General features: G+C 64.2%; 22 protein-coding genes. 7 read left to right on the top strand and 15 right to left on the bottom strand.

Annotated elements, in window-relative coordinates:
• Window positions 1–80 precede the first annotated feature (80 nt).
• The 8 genes from IVB42_RS26035 to IVB42_RS26000 all read right to left on the bottom strand — a co-directional run bounded on the left by IVB42_RS26035 (window position 81) and on the right by IVB42_RS26000 (window position 7,951).
• The gene (locus IVB42_RS26035; RefSeq protein WP_018453943.1) at window positions 81–821 is read right to left on the bottom strand and encodes an ABC transporter ATP-binding protein; all 741 of its coding nucleotides are present in this window, start codon (window positions 819–821) and stop codon (window positions 81–83) included.
• Complete coding sequence (locus tag IVB42_RS26030) at window positions 818–1,660, bottom strand: ABC transporter ATP-binding protein (RefSeq protein WP_018453942.1); 843 nt, start codon at window positions 1,658–1,660, stop codon at window positions 818–820. The genes IVB42_RS26035 and IVB42_RS26030 overlap by 4 nt, the downstream gene beginning before the upstream one ends.
• Window positions 1,660–3,483, bottom strand: coding sequence for an ABC transporter permease (locus IVB42_RS26025; protein ID WP_204512172.1), 1,824 nt, complete (start codon window positions 3,481–3,483; stop codon window positions 1,660–1,662). Before IVB42_RS26025 ends, IVB42_RS26030 begins: the two co-directional genes overlap by 1 nt.
• A 13-nt stretch (window positions 3,484–3,496) precedes the next feature.
• Window positions 3,497–4,654: an ABC transporter substrate-binding protein gene (locus IVB42_RS26020; RefSeq protein ID WP_247295676.1), complete on the bottom strand. Its 1,158-nt coding sequence runs from the start codon at window positions 4,652–4,654 to the stop codon at window positions 3,497–3,499.
• Window positions 4,655–4,714: 60 nt separating this feature from the next.
• Window positions 4,715–5,299: an alkylhydroperoxidase domain protein gene (locus tag IVB42_RS26015; RefSeq protein ID WP_085383547.1), complete on the bottom strand. Its 585-nt coding sequence runs from the start codon at window positions 5,297–5,299 to the stop codon at window positions 4,715–4,717.
• Window positions 5,300–5,311: 12 nt separating this feature from the next.
• Window positions 5,312–5,938, bottom strand: a complete 627-nt coding sequence (locus tag IVB42_RS26010; protein WP_085383552.1) for a CMD domain protein — start codon at window positions 5,936–5,938, stop codon at window positions 5,312–5,314.
• A 47-nt stretch (window positions 5,939–5,985) separates the two neighbouring features.
• Window positions 5,986–7,020 carry a putative FMN-dependent luciferase-like monooxygenase gene (locus IVB42_RS26005; RefSeq protein WP_085383546.1) on the bottom strand — a complete coding sequence of 345 codons (1,035 nt, stop codon included), beginning with the start codon at window positions 7,018–7,020 and terminating at the stop codon, window positions 5,986–5,988.
• Between the two features lie 136 nt (window positions 7,021–7,156).
• Entirely contained in the window at window positions 7,157–7,951 is a 795-nt protein-coding gene (locus IVB42_RS26000) for a MetQ/NlpA family ABC transporter substrate-binding protein (protein ID WP_247295672.1), read from the bottom strand.
• A gap of 390 nt (window positions 7,952–8,341) precedes the next feature.
• Between IVB42_RS26000 and IVB42_RS25995 the strand changes: the two genes are divergently transcribed.
• The gene (locus tag IVB42_RS25995) at window positions 8,342–10,129 is read left to right on the top strand and encodes a peptide ABC transporter substrate-binding protein (RefSeq protein WP_085348497.1); all 1,788 of its coding nucleotides are present in this window, start codon (window positions 8,342–8,344) and stop codon (window positions 10,127–10,129) included.
• A gap of 47 nt (window positions 10,130–10,176) precedes the next feature.
• Here the strand turns inward: IVB42_RS25995 and IVB42_RS25990 are convergent, their stop codons facing one another.
• The 4 genes from IVB42_RS25990 to IVB42_RS25975 form a co-directional block, all read right to left on the bottom strand.
• Window positions 10,177–10,362 carry a hypothetical protein gene (locus IVB42_RS25990; protein ID WP_018453934.1) on the bottom strand — a complete coding sequence of 62 codons (186 nt, stop codon included), beginning with the start codon at window positions 10,360–10,362 and terminating at the stop codon, window positions 10,177–10,179.
• Between the two features lie 121 nt (window positions 10,363–10,483).
• A complete protein-coding gene (locus tag IVB42_RS25985; RefSeq protein WP_143273036.1) occupies window positions 10,484–10,696 on the bottom strand; it encodes a hypothetical protein in 213 nt (70 codons plus the stop codon).
• Window positions 10,696–10,878, bottom strand: a complete 183-nt coding sequence (locus IVB42_RS25980; RefSeq protein WP_143273038.1) for a hypothetical protein — start codon at window positions 10,876–10,878, stop codon at window positions 10,696–10,698. Before IVB42_RS25980 ends, IVB42_RS25985 begins: the two co-directional genes overlap by 1 nt.
• Before the next feature lie 120 nt (window positions 10,879–10,998).
• Window positions 10,999–11,193 carry a hypothetical protein gene (locus tag IVB42_RS25975; RefSeq protein ID WP_007614011.1) on the bottom strand — a complete coding sequence of 65 codons (195 nt, stop codon included), beginning with the start codon at window positions 11,191–11,193 and terminating at the stop codon, window positions 10,999–11,001.
• 86 nt (window positions 11,194–11,279) lie between these two features.
• Here IVB42_RS25975 and IVB42_RS25970 point away from each other — a divergent pair, with 86 nt between their 5' ends.
• Window positions 11,280–11,795: a ferritin-like domain-containing protein gene (locus IVB42_RS25970; RefSeq protein ID WP_247395353.1), complete on the top strand. Its 516-nt coding sequence runs from the start codon at window positions 11,280–11,282 to the stop codon at window positions 11,793–11,795.
• Between the two features lie 91 nt (window positions 11,796–11,886).
• On the opposite strand, the gene IVB42_RS25965 is transcribed toward IVB42_RS25970, so the two are convergent.
• The gene (locus IVB42_RS25965; protein ID WP_018453930.1) at window positions 11,887–12,744 is read right to left on the bottom strand and encodes an SDR family oxidoreductase; all 858 of its coding nucleotides are present in this window, start codon (window positions 12,742–12,744) and stop codon (window positions 11,887–11,889) included.
• 63 nt (window positions 12,745–12,807) lie between these two features.
• Window positions 12,808–14,619: a malto-oligosyltrehalose trehalohydrolase gene (treZ, locus tag IVB42_RS25960; RefSeq protein WP_247395352.1), complete on the bottom strand. Its 1,812-nt coding sequence runs from the start codon at window positions 14,617–14,619 to the stop codon at window positions 12,808–12,810.
• Window positions 14,620–14,898: 279 nt separating this feature from the next.
• Here treZ and IVB42_RS25955 point away from each other — a divergent pair, with 279 nt between their 5' ends.
• From IVB42_RS25955 to IVB42_RS25940, 4 genes are all read left to right on the top strand, one after another.
• The gene (locus IVB42_RS25955) at window positions 14,899–15,156 is read left to right on the top strand and encodes a DUF3606 domain-containing protein (RefSeq protein ID WP_018453928.1); all 258 of its coding nucleotides are present in this window, start codon (window positions 14,899–14,901) and stop codon (window positions 15,154–15,156) included.
• A gap of 43 nt (window positions 15,157–15,199) precedes the next feature.
• On the top strand, window positions 15,200–17,437 hold the full coding sequence (gene glgX / locus IVB42_RS25950) for a glycogen debranching protein GlgX (protein ID WP_247395351.1): 2,238 nt from the start codon (window positions 15,200–15,202) through the stop codon (window positions 17,435–17,437).
• Window positions 17,438–17,542: 105 nt separating this feature from the next.
• Window positions 17,543–17,836 carry a hypothetical protein gene (locus tag IVB42_RS25945; protein WP_026232628.1) on the top strand — a complete coding sequence of 98 codons (294 nt, stop codon included), beginning with the start codon at window positions 17,543–17,545 and terminating at the stop codon, window positions 17,834–17,836.
• A gap of 147 nt (window positions 17,837–17,983) precedes the next feature.
• A complete protein-coding gene (locus IVB42_RS25940) occupies window positions 17,984–19,255 on the top strand; it encodes a DUF892 family protein (protein ID WP_018453925.1) in 1,272 nt (423 codons plus the stop codon).
• A gap of 3 nt (window positions 19,256–19,258) precedes the next feature.
• Here IVB42_RS25940 and IVB42_RS25935 read toward each other — a convergent pair whose 3' ends face one another.
• A complete protein-coding gene (locus tag IVB42_RS25935) occupies window positions 19,259–22,375 on the bottom strand; it encodes a DEAD/DEAH box helicase (RefSeq protein ID WP_204512179.1) in 3,117 nt (1,038 codons plus the stop codon).
• Here IVB42_RS25935 and IVB42_RS25930 point away from each other — a divergent pair.
• A complete protein-coding gene (locus IVB42_RS25930) occupies window positions 22,374–22,604 on the top strand; it encodes a hypothetical protein (protein ID WP_018453923.1) in 231 nt (76 codons plus the stop codon). The genes IVB42_RS25935 and IVB42_RS25930 overlap by 2 nt on opposite strands.
• Window positions 22,605–22,753 lie beyond the last annotated feature (149 nt).

Genomic DNA, 22,753 nt, shown 5'->3' with positions numbered 1-22,753 from the left:
TTCGCCGCGAGATCGCCAGACCCTCACGGTGAGGCGCCCGCCAAGGGCGGGCGTCTCGAACCATGCAGGCCGAGATGGCGCTACGCCGCCTCGGAGCCGCCGAGATAGGCATCGCGGATGCGGGGATCGTCCTTCAGCGCGCGGGCGGAGCCGGAGAGAACGATCTTGCCGGTCTGGAGCACATAGGCCTCGTGCGCGATCTCGAGCGCGAGGCTGGCGTTCTGCTCGACCATGAAGACCGAGACGCCCTCCTGGTTGATGGTACGGATCAGTTCCAGCACGCGGTCGACGTAAAGCGGCGACAGGCCCATGGTCGGCTCGTCCATCACGATCATCCTGGGACGGCTCATCAGCGCGCGCGCCATCGCGACCATCTGCTGCTCGCCGCCGGAGAGCGAGCCGGCGCGCTGCGACAGCCGTTGGCCGAGCTTCGGGAACAGCGTGAGCATCTTGTCGAGATCCTGCGCGATCGCCTCGCGGTCGTCGCGCACGAAGGCGCCCATCAAAATGTTCTCGCGGACGCTCATGTCGGCGAACAGCCGCCGTGCCTCCGGCACCGAGGCGATGCTGCGGCGGACGATCTGCGGCGTGGTAAGTCCCAGTAGCGAAGTGCCGTCGAACGTCACGTCGCCCGAGCGCGGCTTCACGAGGCCTAGAATGATCTTCATCGTGGTCGATTTGCCGCTGGCATTGCCGCCGAGCAGGCAGACGATGTGGCCGCGCGGAACTGATATCGACAGGTCGAAATGCACCTGGGCCTGACCATAGAAGGTATTGACGTCGGTGATCGCGAGCAGCGCATCGGGAGGCGGGTTCGTCATGCCGCGCTCTCCTGCTTCGTCGTCAGGCCGTGGCCGAGATAGGCCTCGATCACCTTGGGATCACCGCGCACCGCTTCGCCCGGGCCTTCCGCGATTTTCTTGCCCTCGTCCATGACGATGACGCGATCGGAGAGGCGCATCACCATTTCGAGCTTGTGCTCGATCAGCAAGATCGTCAGCCCTTCGGCTTTCAGCTCGGCGACGAGCCCCTGCATCTCCGTGGTCTCGGTCGGATTCATGCCGGCGGTCGGCTCGTCCAGCAGCAGCAGGCGCGGCTTCAAGGCGAGCGCGCGCGCGATCTCGACGCGGCGGCGGTTGGCGTAAGAGAGGCTGTAGGCCGGCTGATCGATACGCGGCAGCAACCGCTCGCCGAAGCGCGCGAGAATGACCTTCACCTCCTCGCGCAGCCGCTCTTCCTCCGCCTTGACGCTAGCGGGGCGCAGCAGCGCCAGACCCAATTCCAGCAGCGGGCCGATCACCGGCACTGCCGGTTTCACCGCGCGCAAGCGCGTATGCGCACCGATCAGGACGTTGTCCATCACGCTGAGATTGCCGAAGACGCGGCCGAGCTGGAACGTCCGCGCGATGCCTCCGGCCGCCAGGCGTTCCGGCGAGAAACCTGTGATGTCCTGACCTTCGAAGCGAACCGTCCCGGCGTCCGGAAGGTCAAGCCCGGTCACGAGATTGAACAGCGTTGTCTTGCCCGCCCCGTTCGGGCCGATGATGCTGATCAGCTCGCCTTTGGCGAGATCGAGATCGATGGCGTCGACGGCGGTGAGGCCGCCGAAGCGCCGCGTGAGCCCGCGCAGGGACAGCATCGCCGTGTGTGCGTCCATCATCACACCGTCCCCAAAAGGCCCTGCGGCCTGAACCGCACCAGCAGCAGCAGCACGATGCCGTAGATCAGGATGCGATACTCCGCCGCGATGCGGAACACTTCCGGCAGGCCGACCAGCGCGACCGCCCCGAGAATCGCCCCGACGACATTGCCGAGACCGCCGAGGATGACGACGGTCAGCGCCAGGATGGATTGCTGCGTGTTGAAGGTCTCGTGGTTGATATAGGAATAGAGATGCGCGGCGATGCCGCCGCTGACCCCCGCGGCAAAGCCGCCGAAGATGAAGGCCAGCGATTTGTAGCGATTCAGGCTGAGGCCATAGGCCCGCGCGGCGATGTCGTCGTCGCGGATGGCGCGAAAGCTGCGGCCGAGATGCGAGCCGAGCAGGCGTCCCTGCAGCAACGCCAGCACGACCATCACGATGAAGCTGAACCAGTAGATCGAAATCGGGCTGACCAGCTCATAGCCAAACAGCGACAGCGGCGGGATGCCGGAGATGCCGATCGGCCCGCGCGTGACGCTCTCCCAGTTCAGGATCACCAGCGAGACGATCTCGCCGATCGCGAGCGTCGCGATCGACACATAATGTCCGCGCAGCCGGAACGACGGCGAGATCAGCGCCGTGCCCAGCGCCGCACTCATCAGGCCGCCGCCGATGATGGCAAGGCCGACCGGGACAGCGAACGTGAGCGACAGCAGCGCGGAGGTGTAGGCGCCGATCGCGAGCAGCGCGGCGTGTCCCAGCGAGACCTGACCAATCGTGCCTGCAACCAGGGTGAGGCTCAGCGCGAGCATGCCGAGCAGCCAAGCGTTGATCAGGGTCTGGAGCACGTAGAACGACACGGGCAACAGCGGCAGGATCGCGAAGACGACGGCAGCGATCAGCAGAGCCCAGCGCGGAATCCAGACCGGGCGGCTCGGCGCGATGAAAGTGCCGGTGAGCGGCTCGGGCGGCGCCTGCCGCGCGCTGGCGAACAGACCGTTCGGGCGCAGCACGAGCACCACGACTAGCAGCAGGAACGCGAACAGGTTGCGGTAGCTGGTGCCAAACACGGCAACGCCGTAGCTCTCGACGAGTCCGAGCAGCAGGCTGCCGATCACCGCGCCCGGCACATTGCCGGCGCCGCCGACGACTTCGGCGACGACGCCCTTGAGCGTCGCCTGCAGGCTCATCGCGGTGTCGATCTGGTTGTAGTACATGCCGACCAGCAGGCCGGAGACGCCGCCGAGCGCAGCCGCAATGCCGAACACGGCCTGATTGACGCGGTTGACGTCGACGCCCATCTGCATCGCGGCGTCGCGGTCCTGCGCGGTGGCACGCACGGCCCAGCCGAGCTTGCTGTAGCGCAGGAACACGAACAGCAGCAACGCGCTGGTGAGGCCGACACCGGCGATGAGCAGATCGAGCGGGCCGATCGTGCCGCCGCCGATCTGGAAGCGGACATCCGGCAACTGGCTCGGCAATGCGCGCGGATTGGGCGAAAAAGTCAGCATCACGAGCTGATCGAGCACGAAGCTGATGCCGATGGTCGCCAGCAGCGGTGCGATGCGCACCGAGTTCTGCAGCGGGCGCAGGCCGAACCGCTCGATGATCAAGCCGACCAGCGCCGCCGCCACCGCGACCAGGATGATGGTGAGCGGCAGTGGCGTATGCAGCTGCACGACCGCGACCCAGCCGATATAGGCGCCGACGAGGTAGATCGACCCTTGCGCAAAGTTGATCAGCCGGCTGACGCCGAAGATCAGCGCGAGCCCGACCGCAACGAGGGCGTAGACGTTACCGACGATCAGCCCGTTGATCGTGTAGTCGAGCCAGGAAGACACGCAGAAAATCCCCTCAGGTCGGCTTGCCGTCCCAGAGCGCGAACTGGCCCTTGCGCACGACGAGCTCGGCGTTCATGGCGCCCTTGACGCGCCGACTCTCGACGTCGAACGTCGCCTTGCCGAAGATCACGCTCGAGACGTCCTTTACTTTCGTGAAGGCGTCGCGAATGGCGCGACGGTCGGCGCCGCCGATCCTCACCACGGCGGCGGCCATGTTCATCGCGTCATAGGCGTAGGCATTGAACGCGTCGGGCTCCACCCCGTTGTATTTCTTCTTGAAGCCGGCGATGAACGTCTGCACCTCGGGGCGCGGGTCTTCCGGGAAGTAGCGCGTGCCGACATGGACGTCCTCGACGGCCTCGCCGCCGAGCTCCAGGAATTTCGGCGAGTAGACCGAGCTCGCGGCGCAGATCACCTGCTTCAGCCCGACCTGGCGCGCCTGGCGCGCGATCAGCGCACCGTCGGAATAATAGGAGATCAGGATCAGCCCGTCGGGATTGGCGTCGCGGACACGCACCAGCGTGGAGCGGAAGTCGCGCTCCTCCGCGATGTAGCCTTCGGTGACGGCGATTTCGGCGCCGTGCTCCTTCGCGGCCTTAACGAAATAGTCGCGGCTGGTACGGCCCCAATCGGTGTTGAGGTGCAGCACGGCGAGCTTCTTCAGGCCGAGGCGCTTGACGGCATAGGCCGCCAGCAGCGGCTGCTCGTCAGCCTGGCTGACCGAGGTGCTCCACATGAAGTCGCCGCCCTTGGTGAAATCCGGATGCGAATTTGTGAATCCGAACTGCACCAGCCCGCCGCGCTGATAGATCGGCGAGGCCGCCATCGAGGCGGGGCTGGAGAAGTCGCCGAGCTCCATGACAATCCTGGGATCGGAGACGAACTTCTGGGCGATCGCCACCGACTGGCGCGGGTCGCTCTGGCTGTCCTCGAAACTATAGGCGAGCTTGCGACCGTTGATGCCGCCCGCGGCCTGGATCTCGTCGAGCGCGAGATCAAAGCCCTGCTTCCACTGCGTGCCATATTGTGCGTTCGGCCCGGTCAACGGACCACTGACGCCCAGCAAAATCGGTTCGGACGATTGCGCAAGCGCGGCGCGCGAGAAGGCTGCCCCCGCCATCATGGCGGCAAGCGAGCCCTTGACCAGGGTACGACGATCGATGTTGCTCATGGACGGCTCCATCCTGTCAGGCGTTGAAACAACTAGCAATTTTCATGCCGGTGAGATTGGCTATTTCGAGGGCTCGCCAAGCGACAGCATCAGCCGGTTCGCCCAGTTGAAGAACGACGCGCCGTTGATGACGTCGACGATCTCGGCATCGTCGAGACCGGCGCGGCGCAGCTCATCGATATTGTCGGCGCTGAACGCGATCGGCGTCGCAGCCAACGCCACCGAGGCCTTGACGACCGCATTCCAGCGCTCGCCGAGATCGGCGCCGACGCCCTCGTCGAGCAGGCGCTGCACATCGTCGCGGCGCTTGGAATAAGTGCTGGCGAAACGCGCATGCACGGAGGCGCAGTAGATGCAGCCGTTGTAGCGCGAGGTCGCAGCCGCCGCGAGCTCGCGCTCGGCGCGCGGCAGGCCGTCGGCGACGTTGTAGAAGATGTCCTTGTCCGTCTTGGTGCGGGCTTCCAGCACCTCGGGGTCGCGCACCAGCAGGCGGAAATACTCGGACTTGGAACGGGAGCGATCGACGAGGCCCGCGAAATGCCGCTCGGTCAGCTCGGCTTCGAGCAGCGGGTCGATCCAGGACACCCAGCCCAGTTCGTCCTGGGTGAAGACGACGGGCGGATTGGCATTGTTTGCAGCGCTCATGATGCAGCCTCCTTACGCGCCGGCCGCGGCGTTCGTGGTGCGCCCGAGCGAGGCACCGAGCACGCGCAGTCCCGTGACGACGCGCACCTGGAACGATAGGAACGCAACGAGCTGGGAAAACGTGACGATGCCGGTGTTCGACCAGCCGGCGGCGAGCAGCGCCTTCATGTCGGCTGCAGCCGCATCGCGCGGGCGGAACACCAGCAGATGCGCATGCTCGAACGCTGCAGCGAGCCGGTCTCCGAGATCGGGCTTGCGCTCCGCGCCGACGCGATAGATCAGGCCGGCCTTGTTTTCGACAGACAGGGGGCCGGCTGGAAAGGCACCGTAGGGGCCCGAGGTCTCGCCCCGCGCGATTTCGACATCGACAGCTTCGACCAGGCGCGCGCCATCGGCGGTCGCAGCTAACTTCGCCCGATAGAAGCCGGCCATCGTGGGCTCGCGGTGAAGGCCGATCACGAAGAGCGCGACCGCGGCGCGCTCCACCAGCGAGACATCGCCGGCGTCGATCGGCTCCAACAGCGAGAGATAGCTCTTCTGCGCATTGTCGCGCGCCTGGATGCGCTTGGCCCGAATGCCGTCCAGAGCCGAACCCGGTTCGATCCCGGCGAGCGTGTCGATGATATCTTTCGTAGCCATCATTCAGCCTCTTGCAGCCTCGTGCAACGCGATTCCGTTCATTCCGACTATCCCGCCAGCGCCACGTCGGGCGCCGTCCGCGCCCAGCCCAGCGCCGGCGCGACCTTCTCCGCGACCAGCTCGATCGAGCGCAGAATGTGGGGATGCGGGGCATCGACCGAATGCGCCTGGAAGACGAGATCGGTCACCCGCTCCAGCGTGGCGTCGGCGCGGAGCGAAGCGATGACGTCGTCGGCCGCGCCGACATGGGTGTCGAACGCCACGATCATCTCCTCGAGCGTTTCGCCTGGCTTGGCGTGGCCGCCCTTGAGGAATTGCGGGAGCGCGCGTCGCAGGCCGATATCGGCAAGACGCATCGCCTCAGTCCGGTCGTCGGCAACGAAGACGGTGCGCGAGGCCATGATGCGGGGCTCCCGTCCCGGCGGCAGCGCCTCGAGATAGGCATCGATCACCGGATTCTGAATCTCGGCGAGCGTTGCCTTCGGCGCCTCCTTGGTTCGAGGCTGGGTGCGCGACAGCAACAGGCCATCGCCTGCCTTGCCGGCACGCGCGCCGCCCGCGACAGAGAACGTCGCCTGCCAGATCCTGTCGTCCAATTGCGGCCGCTGCGGATAGAGCGTGTCACCACCTTCGAGCGGCTTGCCGACCAACGCGGTGCGGACGACGTCCAGATTGCGCGCAAAGATCTCGTTGCGCTGGGCGCTGTCGAGGCCGAAGGCGGCAAAGGCCGAGGGATTGCCGCCGGTGCCGACACCGAGCTCGAAGCGACCGTTGCAGAGCAGATCGAGCACCGCGGCATCCTCCGCCACCCGCACCGCGTTCTCCAGCGGCAAGGTGACGATGCCGGTGCCGAGCCTGATGCGCGAGGTCTGGGCTGCGACATAACCGAGGAAGGTGAAGGGGGACGGCAGGCCGCCCTCGCGCTCGTGGAAATGGTGCTGCGCGATCCACGCGGAATCGAGGCCCGCCGTCTCGGCGCGCACGATCTGCTCGGCCGCGAAGCGATATCGGTCGGCCGGCGGGGCCTCGTCGAGAAGCCGTGTGAAAAACCCCAGGCGTTTCAGGTTTGCTAAGCGTTTCATACGACCCCTGTCGGACGAGGATAGGTCCCGATGATGTCGGTTGCCGCAGCTCCAGACAAGCGGGCATTGCGCAGGGCTAGTACGCAAGCCCGCCCGCCGGGATCGCCCTGAGCTGAACTTTGGCTGGGCAGACTGCCTACCAGCTCGGCAGAACCGCGCCCTTGAACTTGGTCAGGATGAACTCCTTGACCTCCGCCGTGTGATAGCTGTCCACCAGGATCTTGACCCAGGGCTTGTCCTTGTCGACCGTGCGAACGGCGATGAGATTGACGTAGGGACCCTTCGGGTCCTCGCGCAGGATCGGATCCTTGACGGGATCGAGGCCAGCCTGGGTTGCATAATTGGTGTTGATCGCGGCGGCGTCGACGTCGTCGAGCGCGCGCGGCGCCTGCGCCGCGTCGACCTCGATGAACTTCAGCTTCTTGGGATTCTCGGTGATATCGAGCACCGTCGGCTTGAAACCCGTGCCGTCCTTCAGCTTGATCGCGCCCTGGTCGCGCAGCAGCAGCAACACGCGGCCGCCATTGGTCGGATCGTTCGGGATCGAGACCTTGCCGCCCTCGGGGATATCGGCGAAGGCCTTGTGCTTCTTGGAATAGACGCCGATCGGGAAATTCACGGTCAGGCCGACGGCTTCGATCTTGTAGCCACGGTCCGCCTTCTGATTGTCCAAATATGGTTGGTTCTGGAACGAATTGGCCTGGATCTCACCGGCATCGAGCGCTGCGTTCGGCACGACGTAGTCGGAGAATTCGATGAGCTGGATGTCGAGACCCTGCTTGGCGGCGATCGGCTTCACCGCCTCGAAGATCTGGGCGTGCGGCCCCGGCGTCACGCCGATCTTGATGGTCTCGCCTGAAGCGGCGGCCGACCAGACGGCGAGCACGGTCGCAAGGATCAGGGTGGAACAGAACGACATCTTGGTCTCCATGACTCGGCAATGATTGGAACCGTATTCGCTTCTCCGCGGCGCGAAATCAATGAAATGTAAATCCATATTGACCGATTGACGCGGACGACGCTTCTCCGTTCGACGGCATGCGGGGAACGAATGCATCTGCGCAAGCGTGAGACGCGTCACGACAAAACCCACGGATCGTTGCCCGTAGCCCGATGGAGCGATGCGCAATCCGGGGCGCCGCCAGCGCGGCTGGACTTATCCTGGTTGCGCTCGGCTCCATCCGGGCGTCAGACCTCTCCCCGCACATTCGTCATTTCGCCGCAGGGTTTTCTGACCTTGGTGGCATTGCCGCCTCGCCCATGATCAAACATGATGGGCCTTGGCCGGTGACGACTTGTCCTTGAAGTGGGGGATCATCCGATGAACGAGAACGAAATCCGCAAGTCCATCACTGAGGTGCAGCAGGGCACCCTGTCGCGACGCTCGTTCATGCAGACGATGGCTGCGATCGGGATCGCGGCGCCTGTCGCGAGCCAGATCCTGGTCTGGAACGACGTGGCGATGGCGGACGCCACCCTGCCCTACAAGCCGACCAAGGCCGGCGGCGGCGGCCCACTCAAAATCCTGCTCTGGCAGGCCCCTACACTGCTCAATCCGCATTTCGCGCTCGGGACCAAGGACCAGATCGCCTCGCGCGTCTTCTTCGAGCCCCTCGCCGGCTGGGACAAGGACGGCAACCTCGTCCCCTGCCTCGCGGCCGAGGCTCCGTCCAAGCAGAACGGCGGCCTTTCGCCGGACGGCCTGAGCGTGACCTGGAAACTGAAGCAGGGCGTGAGATGGCATGACGGCAAGCCCTTCACCGCCGACGACGTCGTGTTCACCTGGCAATACGCCTCGGATCTCGCCACGGCGGCGTACACTACGGGGTCTTACAAAGACATCACGGTCGAGAAGATCGACGACCACACCGTCAAGGTGCTGTTCAAGGCGCCGACGCCGTTCTGGGCCGATCCCTTCGTCGGCTCGGTCGGTCCGATCCTGCCGAAACATCATTTCGGCGACTATGTCGGCGCGAAGTCGCGCGAAGCGCCCGGCAATCTGAAGCCGGTCGGCACTGGTCCCTACAAATTCGTCGAGTTCAAGCCGGGTGACCTGATCCGGGCCGAACGCAATCCCGACTATCACGTCAAGAACCAGCCGCATTTCGACACGCTCGAGATCAAGGGCGGTGGCGATGCGGTGTCCGCGGCTCGCGCCGTGCTGCAGACCGGCGAATACGACTATGCCTGGAACATGCAGGTGGAGGAGGAGGTCCTCAAACGCATGGAGGCCAGCGGCAAGGGCAAGCTCGACGTCACGCCATCAGGCAACGTCGAATTCATCATCCTCAACACGACGGACCCCTGGACCGAGGTGGACGGCGAGCGCTCAAGCCCCAAGACCAAGCACCCGACGCTGTCCGATCCCGCCGTTCGCCGCGCGATCAATCTGCTGATCGACCGCGAGTCGATTCAGAAATTCATTTACGGGCGCGGCGGCGTCGCCACCGCGAGCTTCGTCAACGCGCCCAAACAGTTCAAGTCGCCGAAGCTGAAATACGAGTTCGACGTCGACAAGGCGAACAAGATCCTCGACGAGGCCGGCTGGGCCAAGGCCGCGGACGGCATCCGCGAGAAAGACGGCAAGAAGCTCAAATTCGTCTTCCAGACCTCGACCAATGCGCCGCGTCAGAAGACGCAGGCCATCATCAAGCAGGCCTGCCAGAAGGCCGGGATCGAGATCGAAATCAAGGCGGTCACGGCATCGGTGTTCTTCTCGTCCGACGTCGGCAACCCCGACACCTACTCTAAGTTCTATGCCGACATGGAGATGTACAACACCACGCAGCCGCAGCCCGACCCGGAGCGCTTCCTGAACCAGTGCGTCTCCTGGGAGATCTCCAACAAGGAAAACAAATGGCTCGGCCGCAACGTCTCGCGCTGGTCCGATCCCGAGGCCGACAAGGCCTACAAGTCTGCGCAGAACGAGCTTGATCCGGTCAGGCGGGCCGCGCTGCTGATCAAGGTCGACGAAACGTTTTGCGAGGCCAACGTGTTCCTGCCGCTTCTATCCCGCAACATCGTCAACGCAGGGGTCAACAACCTCATGGTCGACATGTCGGGATGGGACGTCACGACCTGGAATCTGGCGAGTTGGTATCGCAGCTGACGCCGGAGAGGCTGAACGCGCAAACTCCGCCTCGGCAGACCACCAGCTCAATCCCTGCCGGCGAATTGACGGTCGAGGTTTGACGCCGCGTCGGCGCTTCTGAGCCGTTTCATCAGCTCATCCCGCTCCTTGCCGTCGGGCAACGCCTCGGCCTTTTCACGGATGGTCCTGGTGAACTCCGCAAGCCGTTCTTGCAGAGTGGTGGTTTGCTGAACGCGACGCCGCCTGAGCACGATCGGGTCTCCATCTCATGGCACCATGCGGTGCCTTTCCGGATTGCCGATGATAAGTGCGAGCGCAGCCATGTCTGTATCAAATGATATAGTTCACGCCATTGGTGCCGACACCCTTTGTTCACATGTGAACAGTGGGAGCCACCTTCACCTGCCGCTCCGGAACGAAAATGGCGGCTGTTACATTGACGCGGCGAGACAGCACGGACGCGCCATGGGCAAGATATTGATCAGCACCGCCGTCGTAAGCCTGGCGCTCATCATTGCCTTCGCGGTCTATGTCATCACTCTCTGAATTGCCAAGTAGAAGCGAATGATGGTGCGGCTCGGACATCAACCGCGCGCGCAGCAATCGACCAACAGGTCCCAGATCCGCTGCGCCTCGCGCGATGCGCTGCTTTCCGGCCCCTTCTCCGGGTTGGACTGCGAATAGTCCGCCACCGGACGTTCCTCGCGAGGCACGATCCATCGCTGGGAGATCGGGTCGTACCATTTTCCGATCATCATTTCAGTCACGCCGATCGACTCACCGATTTGATCCTGGGCGAGCTACGGCTCACGGGCTTCGTCAATCCCATTCACCGCGCCTCGCCCATTTTACAAATCGGCTTCTGACACAATCGTTCCTGCCGCGGCTCAGCCAGGCCGTGCCGGATGAAGCGTACGGGGATGCCGCTCGTGCAGCAGTCGCGCGAGCTCTTCCCGCTCCGCAGGACGCCCCTTCATGGCGGTCTCGAACAGCGCTTCCTGGATGTCGCGAGGCATGTCACCCCACACGTCCATGGCCGCTCGTCCGAGCAAGCCCGCAAGATGATCCGCACCATCGCTCATTCGGCTCTCCTGATCTGATCACGGGAATGGAACAGCTAGGGCTGTGCAGCGTTCCAGTTCCATCATTGTCAAAGGAGACGTCGTTTATGGGATTCTTCACCAAGGACATCAAATCGATGGAAGACCTGCTGCTGCACGGCCTGCAGGATATCTATTACGCGGAACAGCAGATCCTCAAGGCTCTGCCGAAGATGATCGAGAAGGCGACAAACAGGGACCTTGCCGCCGGCTTGAAAGCCCATCTGGAGGAGACCAACAAGCAGGTCGACAGGCTCGGCAAGGCATTCGCGAAGCTCGGCAAGGAGCCCAGCGGGACACACTGTCCCGCCATCGACGGCCTCATCAAGGAGGCCGATGAGACCGCGGGCGAAATCGAGGACAAGGCCGTGCTCGATGCCGCGATCGTGGCCAACGCACAGGCCATCGAGCATTATGAGATGTGCCGCTACGGCACGCTGATCGCATGGGCGGAGGAACTCGGGCACGACGACATCGTGCGCTTCCTCACGACGAACCTGAACGAAGAGAAGGCCGCCAACACCAAGCTGAACACCGTGGCGCTTCGCAAGGGCGTCAATGCCAAGGCGTCCAGCGCGGCTTGATCGAGACCTGCTGGTCAAGGCGTGCTGGTGAAGACGTACTAGACGTGGCGGCCCCACCCGCGGGGCTGCCACGTTCTCGTTGCAGGTTCGGTCAGATGAACGGCTTGCCGCCGGTGACCGCCAGGGTCGCTCCCGACGTGTAGCTCGAGAGTGGATCGGCGAGCATGACATAGGCGGTCGCAAGTTCGGCCGGTTGGCCGGCCCGTTGCATCGGCACTTGCTTGCCGAAGTTCTTGACTTTGTCCTCCGGCATCGTCGACGGAATCAGCGGCGTCCAGATCGGACCCGGAGCGACCGCATTGACCCGAATGCCCTTTGCCGCCAGCATCTGCGCAAGGCCGCCGGTAAAGTTCTGAATGGCGCCCTTGGTCGTGGCATAGGCCAGCAGGGTTGGATTCGGCATGTCGGAGTTCACCGACGCGGTGTTGATGATCGCCGCTCCCGGGCGCATGTGGGGGACCGCAGCCTTGGTGAGATAGAACATGGCGTGAATGTTGGTCTCGAACGTCCGCTGCCATTCCTCGTCGCTGATCTCAGCGATCTCCTTGAACGTGTCCTGATGCGCCGCGTTGTTGACGAGGATGTCTATTGCGCCGAACGCCTCGACGGTGCGCTGGATGATCGCGCGACAATGATCGGGATTGCGGATGTCGCCGGGGATCAGGACGACCTTGCGTCCCTCGCGCTCCACCAGCGTCTTGACCTCAGCGGCATCCTCGTCCTCGTTCAAATAGGCGATGACGATGTCGGCACCTTCCCGGGCATAGGCGATCGCGACCGCGCGGCCGATGCCACTGTCGCCACCGGTGATGATTGCCTTCTTTCCGGACAGTCGCCCGGAGCCCTTGTAACTCTCTTCGCCGTGATCCGGTCGTGGATTCATCGCGCGGGTCGAACCGGGCATCGATTGCTGCTGGGACGGATAAGGCGGCTTTGGATATTCGGTCATGGAGTGGCTCCAGGGATTTACTCCGCTAACGGAAAGCTTTCGGAAGCGTTCCTCGCGGTTCCATCACGCCTCGTGGCCAAGCCGCACGATGATGTCGCTCGGCAACAGCTCTGGCGCGTCGGCGGCGCCCAATCGCCATAGGCTCTCGCCCGCGACCAGCGCCGGCATGGGCAGTTCGTGGTCGGCGAAATTGGCAAGAATCTGCAAGATGTCTCCCTTCTGCGTCCGCCAACGGGCATCCAGGCCGCCCTTACGCTGGTTCTCCCCCAGCAACCTGCAATGAGCCGAAACGAAACCCCGTTTGATCAGCGGAACGATCTTCTCGCGCCTTATCTTCAGCAATCGGGCTGTGAGGCCGCGAAACCTGGCGCTGGCGGGAGAGCGGTCGATGCCGGCCCAGTCGAGCTTCGATGCCCCGAAGGTTTTTTCATCGCACGGATCCGGAATCCTGGCGCGCATGCCGGGCGTCGAGAACGCCTTGAAGTGCGCGAACTCCTTGCGCCGCCCTTCCCGCGTCAGCTCGGCAGCTTCGCCGGACCAGTCTGCGAAAAACAGGAATGGCGTCTCGGCCGCGGCTTCCTCACCCATGAACAACAGGGGAATATGCGGGTTCAAGAGAACCAGTGCCATGGCCTGGTCCAGCTTCTCCGGACCGACCAGCGCGGAAAGCCGCTCCCCGAGCGCGCGGTTGCCGATCTGGTCGTGGTTCTGGGCGAAGAAGATGGTGGCATCAGGCGGCAGATGCGCGCTCGGCTCGCCGCGCGGTTCGTCATGCAGCGGAAAGATTTCGCCCTGGTAGGCAAAGCCCTCGGTGAGCGCTCGCGCGAGATGTTCAAGCGGCCTGTCTGCGAACGCGCGATAATAGCCTTCGTCCTCGCCCGACAACAGGACGTGGAGCGCGTTGTGAAAATCATCGCCCCATTGCGCGTCATAGAGCCGGGTTCGCCCCTGAGCACGGTCGAGCAGGCGGGCCTGATTGGCCTCGTTCTCCAGCATCAGATGCACGCGCCGGTCCGGCAGCTGACTGCGAACCGTCTCGGCAAGCTCGATCAGGAAATGGCGGTCGGAATCGTCCTTCAGGGCGTGAACGGCGTCGAGCCGCAAGCCGTCGAACCCGTAGTCGCGCAGCCACATCAACGCGTTCTCGATCAGGAACTCGCGCACGAACGCGCCGTCGTGTCCCTCGAGGTTGACGGCAGGGCCCCAGCCGGTGCTGTGGCGCGCGGTAAGGAAACTTTCCGCATAGAGGTGCAGATAGTTCAGCTGCGGTCCGAAATGGTTATAGACAACATCGAGATAGACCATGATGTCGAGGGCATGCGCCGCGCGTAACAGCCGCTTGAGGTCTTCCGGCCTGCCGTAGCGCGCATTCGGCGCATTCAGCAGCACGCCGTCATAGCCCCAATTGTGCCGGCCGGGGACATCATTGAGCGGCATCAGCTCGATTGCGGTAATGCCGAGATCGCGCAGATAGGGCAACTTCTTCTCGACGCCGGCATAGGTGCCCTCCTCACTGAAGGTGCCGACGTGCAACTCGTAGATCACGGCCTCCGCCCAAGGGCGGCCGGGATAGAGCACCGAGTCCCGGAACGCCGCAGTGTCCACCACCTCGCTCGGGGCCCCGACGTCGTCCGGCTGGAAGAACGAGGCGGGATCGGGAACGACCAGGTCTTCGTTGATCCTGAACTGATAGCGCGTGCCGACATGCGCGGTGGGACTCAACGCCTGGTACCAGCGATCGTGGTCGCGCATCATCCGGAGTGGCGGCCGGCCGGCTTCGAGCAATTCGACCGATTGCGCCGTCGGCGCCCACAGATTGAAGCAGACCCCGTGGTCGAGGCATCGAGGGCCGTGGTGTCGCGCTGGCCCAGCCATTCCCAAACTGTGACTCAAACCTGGCCGCCTTTGCGTGCATGGCTGGAAGTTACGGCACGCTTCGCGAGGCTCGATTTTACGATCGCTTGAGCATGCTCAACGGGAGAAGCCGAGATGTGGGCATTCGTTCCTCAGGCCGGCGCCACACCGATGCGCCATGTGCGTTGTGTGCACTTTTGGGCCGAGGTGCGGCGACGATGGGTTGGGGAAGATCACTGTTGCAAACAGGGAACGGAATCGCCGGGGCGACGGTTGCAACTCCACACGGGAGTTTTCGTCATGCGCCGCTCGAAGCCACAGCCGATCCGCAACAAGCTCGACCTCGCCGACCGTACTCAGGTGCGCCTCGTCAGAAAGCGTCTCGGACTATCCGACGCAGAGCTGACCAGCATCGTCGAGCGGATTGGCAACTCGATTGCGGCTATCAGCAAGGAGGCGGCGCTGCAAAGGGCAACCACGCTGCCGAAGCCGGACGATGTGCCCCCTGTCGCGGTGATTACTTCTGCGACCGTCGGCGAGCAGGCGACGCGGAAGTGACGGCAACCTCACCAAATTCTTGAGGGGCTATTCGGGGGCAGCGATGGATCAAACGGTACATTCAGACGACACCCTGACGCGGGCGGCCTCGAGCCTGCGCCGCTCCCGCATCAGCGAGGGCAAGCCGTTTCCGCTCGGCGCCACCTGGGACGGGCTCGGCGTCAATTTCGCGCTGTTTTCAGCCCATGCCACCAAGGTCGAACTCTGCCTGTTCGACGACAGCGGCGAAACCGAACTGGAGCGGATCGAACTCCCCGAATATACCGACGAAGTCTGGCACGGCTATTTGCCCTCGGCCCGCCCCGGCACCGTCTACGGCTACCGCGTCCATGGCCCCTACGAACCCGACGCTGGACACCGCTTCAATCCCAACAAGCTCGTGCTCGATCCCTACGCCAAGCAGCTGGTCGGCCGGTTGCGCTGGGGACCGGAGCTGTTCGGCTACCAGCTCGACCATGCCGACAAGGATCTCTCCTACGACGAACGCGACAGCGCGCCCTTGATGCAGAAATGCCGTGTCATCGACCCGGCCTTCACCTGGGGCGCCGCGCGCAAGCCGGAAGTGCCGTGGGAGCGGACGATCGTCTACGAGATGCACGTCAAGGGGTTTACCCAGTTGCATCCGCTGGTGCCCGACGCAGACCGCGGCACGTTCTCCGGTCTCGCGCACTCGGAAGTTCCGGCCTACCTGCGCTCGCTTGGCATTACCAGTGCAGAATTGTTGCCGATCCATGCCTTCGTTGACGACAGCTATCTGGTCGAGAAAGGCTTGCGCAATTACTGGGGCTACAACTCCCTTGCCTTCTTCGCGCCGGAGCCGCGTTACCTCAGGACGCCGTTCGCGAACGAATTCAAGGCCATGGTCAACCAGTTCCACGCCCATGGCGTCGAGGTCATCCTCGACGTCGTCTACAATCACACCGCTGAAGGAAACGAGCTCGGCCCAACCCTCTCGTTCAAGGGCATCGACAACGCCAGCTATTACCGCCTGCTGCCGGACCAGCAGCGCTACTACATCAACGACACCGGTACCGGGAACACGGTGAACCTGTCGCATCCACGCGTGCTGCAACTGGTCGCGGATTCCCTGCGCTACTGGGCGACCGAGATGCGGGTCGACGGTTTCCGCTTCGATCTCGCCACCATCCTGGCGCGCGAACCTTACGGGTTCGATGAAGGCGGCGGCTTCCTCGATGCCTGCCGGCAGGACCCCGTGCTTTCCAGCGTCAAGCTGATCGCCGAGCCCTGGGACATCGGTCCGGGCGGCTATCAGGTCGGTCAGTTTCCGCCGGGATGGGCGGAGTGGAACGACAAGTTCAGGGACACCGTGCGCGCCTTCTGGAAGGGCGACGAGGGATCGATCGCGGACTTCGCCAAGCGCGTGTCCGGATCCGGCGATCTCTTCAACAAGCGCGGCCGCCGGCCATGGGCCAGCGTCAACTTCGTCACAGCCCATGACGGCTTCAATCTCAATGACCTCGTCTCGTACAACGACAAGCACAACGAAGCCAATGGTGAGGATAATCGCGACGGCCACAGCGACAATCATTCCTGGAATTGCGGCGCCGAGGGACCGACGGACGATCCGGACATCACGGCGCTGCGCGAGCGCCAGAAGCGCAATCTGCTGGCGACCATGTTGTTGTCGCACGGCACGCCTATGCTGCTTGCCGGCGACGAATTCGGACACACCCAACACGGCAACAACAACGCGTACGCCCAGGACAACGAGACCACATGGCTCGACTGGCTCCGCATCACCGCAAATGGCCGCAGCCTGCGCGAATTCACGCGCAAGCTGATCGCCACGCGCAAGGCATTTCCGATTCTTTACCGCAGCCGCTTCCTGGTCGGCTCCCACAATGAAGAGCTGGACGTGAAGGACGTGACGTGGCTCGCGCCGTCCGGGGAGGAAATGACGACGGACCAGTGGCAGGACGGTAACGCCAAATGTTTCGGCCTGCTGCTCGACGGCCGCGCCCAGGAGACCGGGATCAAGCGCCGCGGCTCGGACGCAACCATGCTGCTGATCTACAACGCCCATTACGACGTCGTGAATTTCACCTTGCCCGCAGTCGCCGAGGGACGCAGCTGGATCGGGTTGATCGACACCAATCAACCGGAGGGGCAAATGCCCGCATTCGAGTTCGGGCACGTTTATGCGATGACGGGGCGATCCCTCGTGGTGTTCGGTCTCGCCACCGAAGCCATCGCCACGCGCCGCCTGCGCCAGGGCGTCGGCGCGCTGCTGGACGTCGTGGAGGCGCCGCTGCCGGGGTAGTTGGTCGTGACACGGTGAGCCGACGCTTTCGAGTTGATGACGACAGGGAACGCACGCAGGTTATCGGCGTTCGAGTAGATGGGGCATCAGTCGGAGAACACCGAGATGAAGTTCACAGGTGCCGTTATCCTCGCCGCTCTCGCGCTGCCTGGAGCAGCCTGGGCGCAGGCCAGCAAGCCTGACGTTTCGTCCGCGCCGAGCGCGCAGAATTCGGGTGCCGGCATTGCCGGGCAGCCCGGCAACAAGAACGGGCCGGCCGCAAAGCCTGGTGAGACCGTTGGATCGAGTTCGACGAGCTCCACTGGCAACACCGCCGTGCAGTCGCAGGACCCGTCGAATATTCAGGGCGCGCCAGGCAACAAGAATGGGCCGCCCGCCAAGCGTCCGGACCAGCGCTAAGCGAATACGCCCACGATCCTGCCGATCGACTTCGAACGACCTGCGCCCGATATCATCGGCGCAGGTCGTTTCGCGAGGAACGAACGCTAAAGCCGCCCGTTCGGAAGACATCCTCTTTCCTGTCCTCCCAATACGAGAGTCCCCACCATGTATCACCACGTCAAGAAGCTGATGTTCACCGTTCGCGTCGACGAGCCGGATCCCCGCTTCGGCAACATGCTGCTGGAGCAGTTCGGCGGCGCCAATGGCGAGCTCGCCGCCGCGATGCAGTACTCGATCCAGGGGTTGAACTGCGAGGATCCCGATCGCAAGGACCTGCTGATGGACATCGGCACCGAAGAGCTCAGCCATCTGGAAGTGGTCGGCACGCTGGCGCGGATGCATCTCAAGCCGTCGAAGTTCGACCGCCAGGCGGCCGAAGCCGATCCCCTCATCGCCATCGCCGGCGGCGGCGGCGTCAATCTCTTCAACTCCCAGGGCAATGCCTGGACCGCCGACTATCTGAAGATCACCGGCGAGCTTGACGTCGATCTGCGCAGCAACATCGCCGCGGAGGCGCGGGCCAAGATCGTCTACGAGCGGCTGATCAATTTCTGCGACGACGCCGGCAGCAAGGACGCGCTGCAGTTCCTGATGACCCGCGAGATCACGCACATGAAGGCGTTCGCGCTCGCGCTCGAGAGCATGGGCAAGCCAGCGTTCAGCATCGGCCGCATCGCGCCGACGCCCGGCCTCGTGGACCAGTTCTTCAACGATTCCACCGGCGCCGGCGACCATGGCGAGATCGACACGCGCGGCCCGTGGAACGAGGGCGGCGACTGGGTGTTCACGGAGTCGCCGGCGATCCAGGCGGGCGAACCGGGTCCGGCCTCGGCCATCGTCACCGAGAGCTCGCCGCCCGCGGACGAAGCGGGTCTCGGCGATCTGCTCATCAACGAGCTGCGCGATATCCTGCATGCCGAGAAGCAATTGACCAAGGCGCTTCCCAAGATGGCGGAGGCCGCCCGCTTCGATCAGTTGCGCGAGCTGTTCGAGCAGCACCTCGCCGAGACCGAAGCGCAGGTCGAGCGCATCAACGAATGCTTCGAAATGCTCGGCAAATCCGCCCGCGCCAAGCCCTGCAAGGGCATGATGGGCCTCGTCGAGGAAGGCCAGGAGATCATGGCCGAGGGCGAGGACAAGGAGGACGCGGCGGCCGACCTCGCCCTGATCGGCGCAGCGCAGCGCGTCGAGCATTACGAGATCGCGGGCTACACCACGGCGCGCAACCTCGCCCAGCAGCTTCGCCACAGTGCCATTGTCGCCCTGCTGTCGAAATCGCTCGCCGAGGAGGAGAACGCCGATCAGCTTCTCAACCAGGTGGCTCGCTCTCTGATGTCGGTGGCGAAAATGCCGGCGGCAGTCGAGCAGACCGAATGATCCCTAGCCGTCCAGCAGGTCGAGAAACTCCTCGACCCGGCTGAACGGATCCTGGTCGCGGCGGCCGGCGTGAACAACGCGGTCGCCGTCGCGCTGCAGCGCCCCCGTCTGCGACTTCGCCCTCGATTTCCGTAGTCGCCCCGGCAGGAACGTCGCGGCGACGGCCTCGGGCCCGACATCGAGCCTGACGATACCGCGCCGCTTGCAATCGATCCGCAGCCTGGCGGAGGCGAAGAAGTCGCGGGCCTCCGGCGGCAGCCTGCCGAAACGACGCGAGATCTCCTCTTCCAGATCTTCCAGATCGTCGTCGCTCCGGCACCTGGCAGCGCGCCCATAGATCTCGAGCCGGACCGCCTCGGATTGCACGTAGCCTTCAGGCAGCATGTCGGCGAGCGGCATATTGAGATCGGGCACCCACAGATCGGCCCCGGTATCGCTGCCTCGCTCGGACGCGCGCTTCAGCAGATGACTGTAGAGCACCGGTCCGAACACCTGGACATGCCCGGACTGCTGTTCCGAGAACAGATCGCCGGCGCCCCTGAGGTCGAGGTCGCGCTCGCTGATCGCAAAGCCGGCCCCGGGCTTGCTGAACTCCTCCAGTACCGCCAGGCGCTTCTCGGACTGCTCCGAGGTCGATTCCGTCAGCAGATGAGCAAAAGCGCGCGTGCCGCCGCGTCCCACCCGTCCCCTGAGCTGATGCAGCTGCGCAAGCCCGAACTTTTCGGGCCAGCACACCACGATGGTGTTCGCGCGCGGAATATCGAGACCGCTTTCCACGATATTGGTCGCCAGCAGCACATCCGCCTCGCCATCGACGAAACTCATCATGCGATCGTCGATCTCGTCCACGGGCAGTCTGCCGTGAAGACAGACGATGCGCAGCTCCGGCGCCACCGATTGCACCCGCGCCAGCATCGGCTCCAGATCCTGGATGCGTGGGCAGATCAGGAAGCTCTGACCGTGCCGCCTGCGCTCACGGAGCAGCGCTGCGGCAATGGCAGCATCGGACAGCGGCGCGATCCTGGTCACGATGGGAAGGCGATGAACCGGCGGCGAGGCGATCACGCTGAGGTCCCTGAAGCCGGCAAGACCCGCCGCGAGCGTGCGCGGGATCGGCGTGGCGCTCATCCACAGCGAATGGGCCCCCTTGGCGAGGCCTGAAAGCTTCGCCTTCTCGGCCGCCCCGAAATGCTGCTCTTCGTCGATGATGACGAGGCCGAGTTCGGCGAACTTCACGTCCTTTGCCGCAAGCGCCTGCGTGCCGACCACGACTTTCAGCGTGCCGCGCCGCAACCCCTCCTTGGTCTCTCGCGTCTCCGGGCCTGAACTGGCCCGCGACAGGCTTCCCACCTCGATGCCGAGAGGGCCGAATCGCTTGCGGAAGGTTTCGACATGCTGCCGCGCCAGCACGGTCGTCGGCGCCGCGATCGCCACCTGCTTGCCGGACAGCGCCACTGCGGCCGCCGCCCGCAGCGCGACCTCGGTCTTGCCGAAGCCGACGTCACCGCAGATCACCCTGTCCATGGGATGGCCCGCCGCAAGATCGTCGAGGACGTCTTGAATCGCCTGGGCCTGGTCCACTGTCGTGAAATAGGGGAACCGCGCGACGAATTTTTCGTAAGCCGGCCCCGGCGGCACCAGTTTCGGTGCACGACGGCGGAGGCGCTGGCTGATGTGTTTGGCGAGCGCCTTGGCGGCGACCTGGATTTCCGCTTCCGCCTCGGTGCGCCGCGCCCACCAGCTGCTACCGTCCGCCTTGTCCAGCGTCAGCTTGCCGGGCTCGCCGGCATAAGGCCAGATCACGGCAAGATCGGAGGGCGGTACGAGCACGGCATTGTCGCCCGCGAATTTGAGCCTGATCATCTCGCGTCGCGATCCCTTGCCCATATCCAGGGTCTGCAAGCCATCGAGCACGGCGAGCCCGCGTTGCAGATGGACGATAGCGGCGCCCTTTTCCGGCACGTCGGGATGATCGAAAGCCGGATTCCAGGCGCGCGCCATCGGCTGCGGATGATGGGCTCGGCTGCCGAGCACGTCGGACGCGGTCACGACGACGAGCGGCTTGCGGCCGGCGCCAATGAACCCCGCGTCGAAATCGGCCAGCAGCGCGCCTTCGCGGCTCCGTGCCTTCGTCACCTCGCTCCAATCGGCCAGGCGCTCCGCCTTGATGCCGCTCATGCGCTCCATCGCGCGAAGGTCGTCCTCGACGGCCGCGACGAACAGCAGCCGCGATCCGCCGCGCTGCATGTCGGCGACGAAGGCGCGAAGCGCCTTGCGAGGCGAGGCCAGCTTCGAGAACTCCGGCGTCGAGATGAAGGCCGTCTTGCGCGGCAGCACGCTGATGCGCTTCTTCAGCTGCTTCCAGTCCGCCTGCCCCAGATATTCGCGTTCCGCATCCCTGCGGCCGGCAGCGTCCTCGATCGTGCCCAGCCAGCTCTCGGCGTGAGCCGATACCCCGGCATCCGCGATCCATCGCGCGCGGCTGCAATAATCAGGCAGTGTCGCCCGCTGTCCGCGCGTAGCTCCCAGAGCGATCCGCTCGGACATGGGATCTATGATCAATTCCGGGGTCTCGTAGACGACCTCGTGCTCGATAGGATCAACCGCGACGATCTTGCGGATCGTGTCGCCGGAATGCTCGATCCGGAAGGGAGCGAGTGCGCCGGCGGGAAACACTTCGAACGTCTTGCCATGGAACAGGACACCGCCCGGATACTCCGCCTCTTCGTCGAGATCGTAGCCGAGAGCTTCCAGCCGCGTCTCCAGCTCGGTCTCGGAATAGGGCGCGCCCACCTTCAGCGTGAGGCTCGATCGCGACCAGCTCGCCGGCAGCGGCAGCCGTTCCATGATGGCTTCCGCGGTGGACACCAGGAAGACGGGCTTCTTTGTCTTGGCGAGACGCCGCAGCACCGAGCTGCGCCGGCCCGCGATCTCGCGGGAGGGCTCGAGGCCGTCGAAGGGCAGCGTGTTCAGGCGCGGAAACACCAGCACGTCGACCGAGGGATCGAGGGCGTGGATCACGCCGCCCAGCCGCTCCGCCCTACTCTCGTCGTCGCAGAGGAAGACGAGGCCGTCGCGGCCGGACTTCTCCCACTGCTCGAGCAGATGCAGCGCCAGCATGCCGAGCGGCGATGAGGAGGCGACCGCGGAACGCGAGGCGCTCTTGTCCGGGCGCTTGCTTGTCGAGCTGGTACTTTTCGACCTCTTGCTTTTCGAACTCGTGCTCTTCGCGCTCTTGCTTATCGAGCCTACGCTTGTCGAGCTCTTGCTTTTTGTCTTTATCGCGCCGGTCGTGGCCCGGGCTTTGCTGGTGGGCGCCAATGTGTATCCAACTTTGTTTCGCAAATAGAGGCGAGCGACGACGAGCCCTCCCGTCGAGCTCCGTCGATAACGCGCCTCGGGCTTGAGCGCCCACTGACGTCATTACAATTTTGCAATTGCGTTGAAAAGCAGAGACAGGGGGCAAAGGCAAGCGGCCTGAACGGGCAAAAGGCTAAC

It is taken from the genome of Bradyrhizobium sp. 45, from assembly GCF_023073155.1.
GTDB classification, from domain to species: domain Bacteria; phylum Pseudomonadota; class Alphaproteobacteria; order Rhizobiales; family Xanthobacteraceae; genus Bradyrhizobium; species Bradyrhizobium canariense_D.
This window is presented reverse-complemented; position numbering and strand designations above follow the sequence as displayed.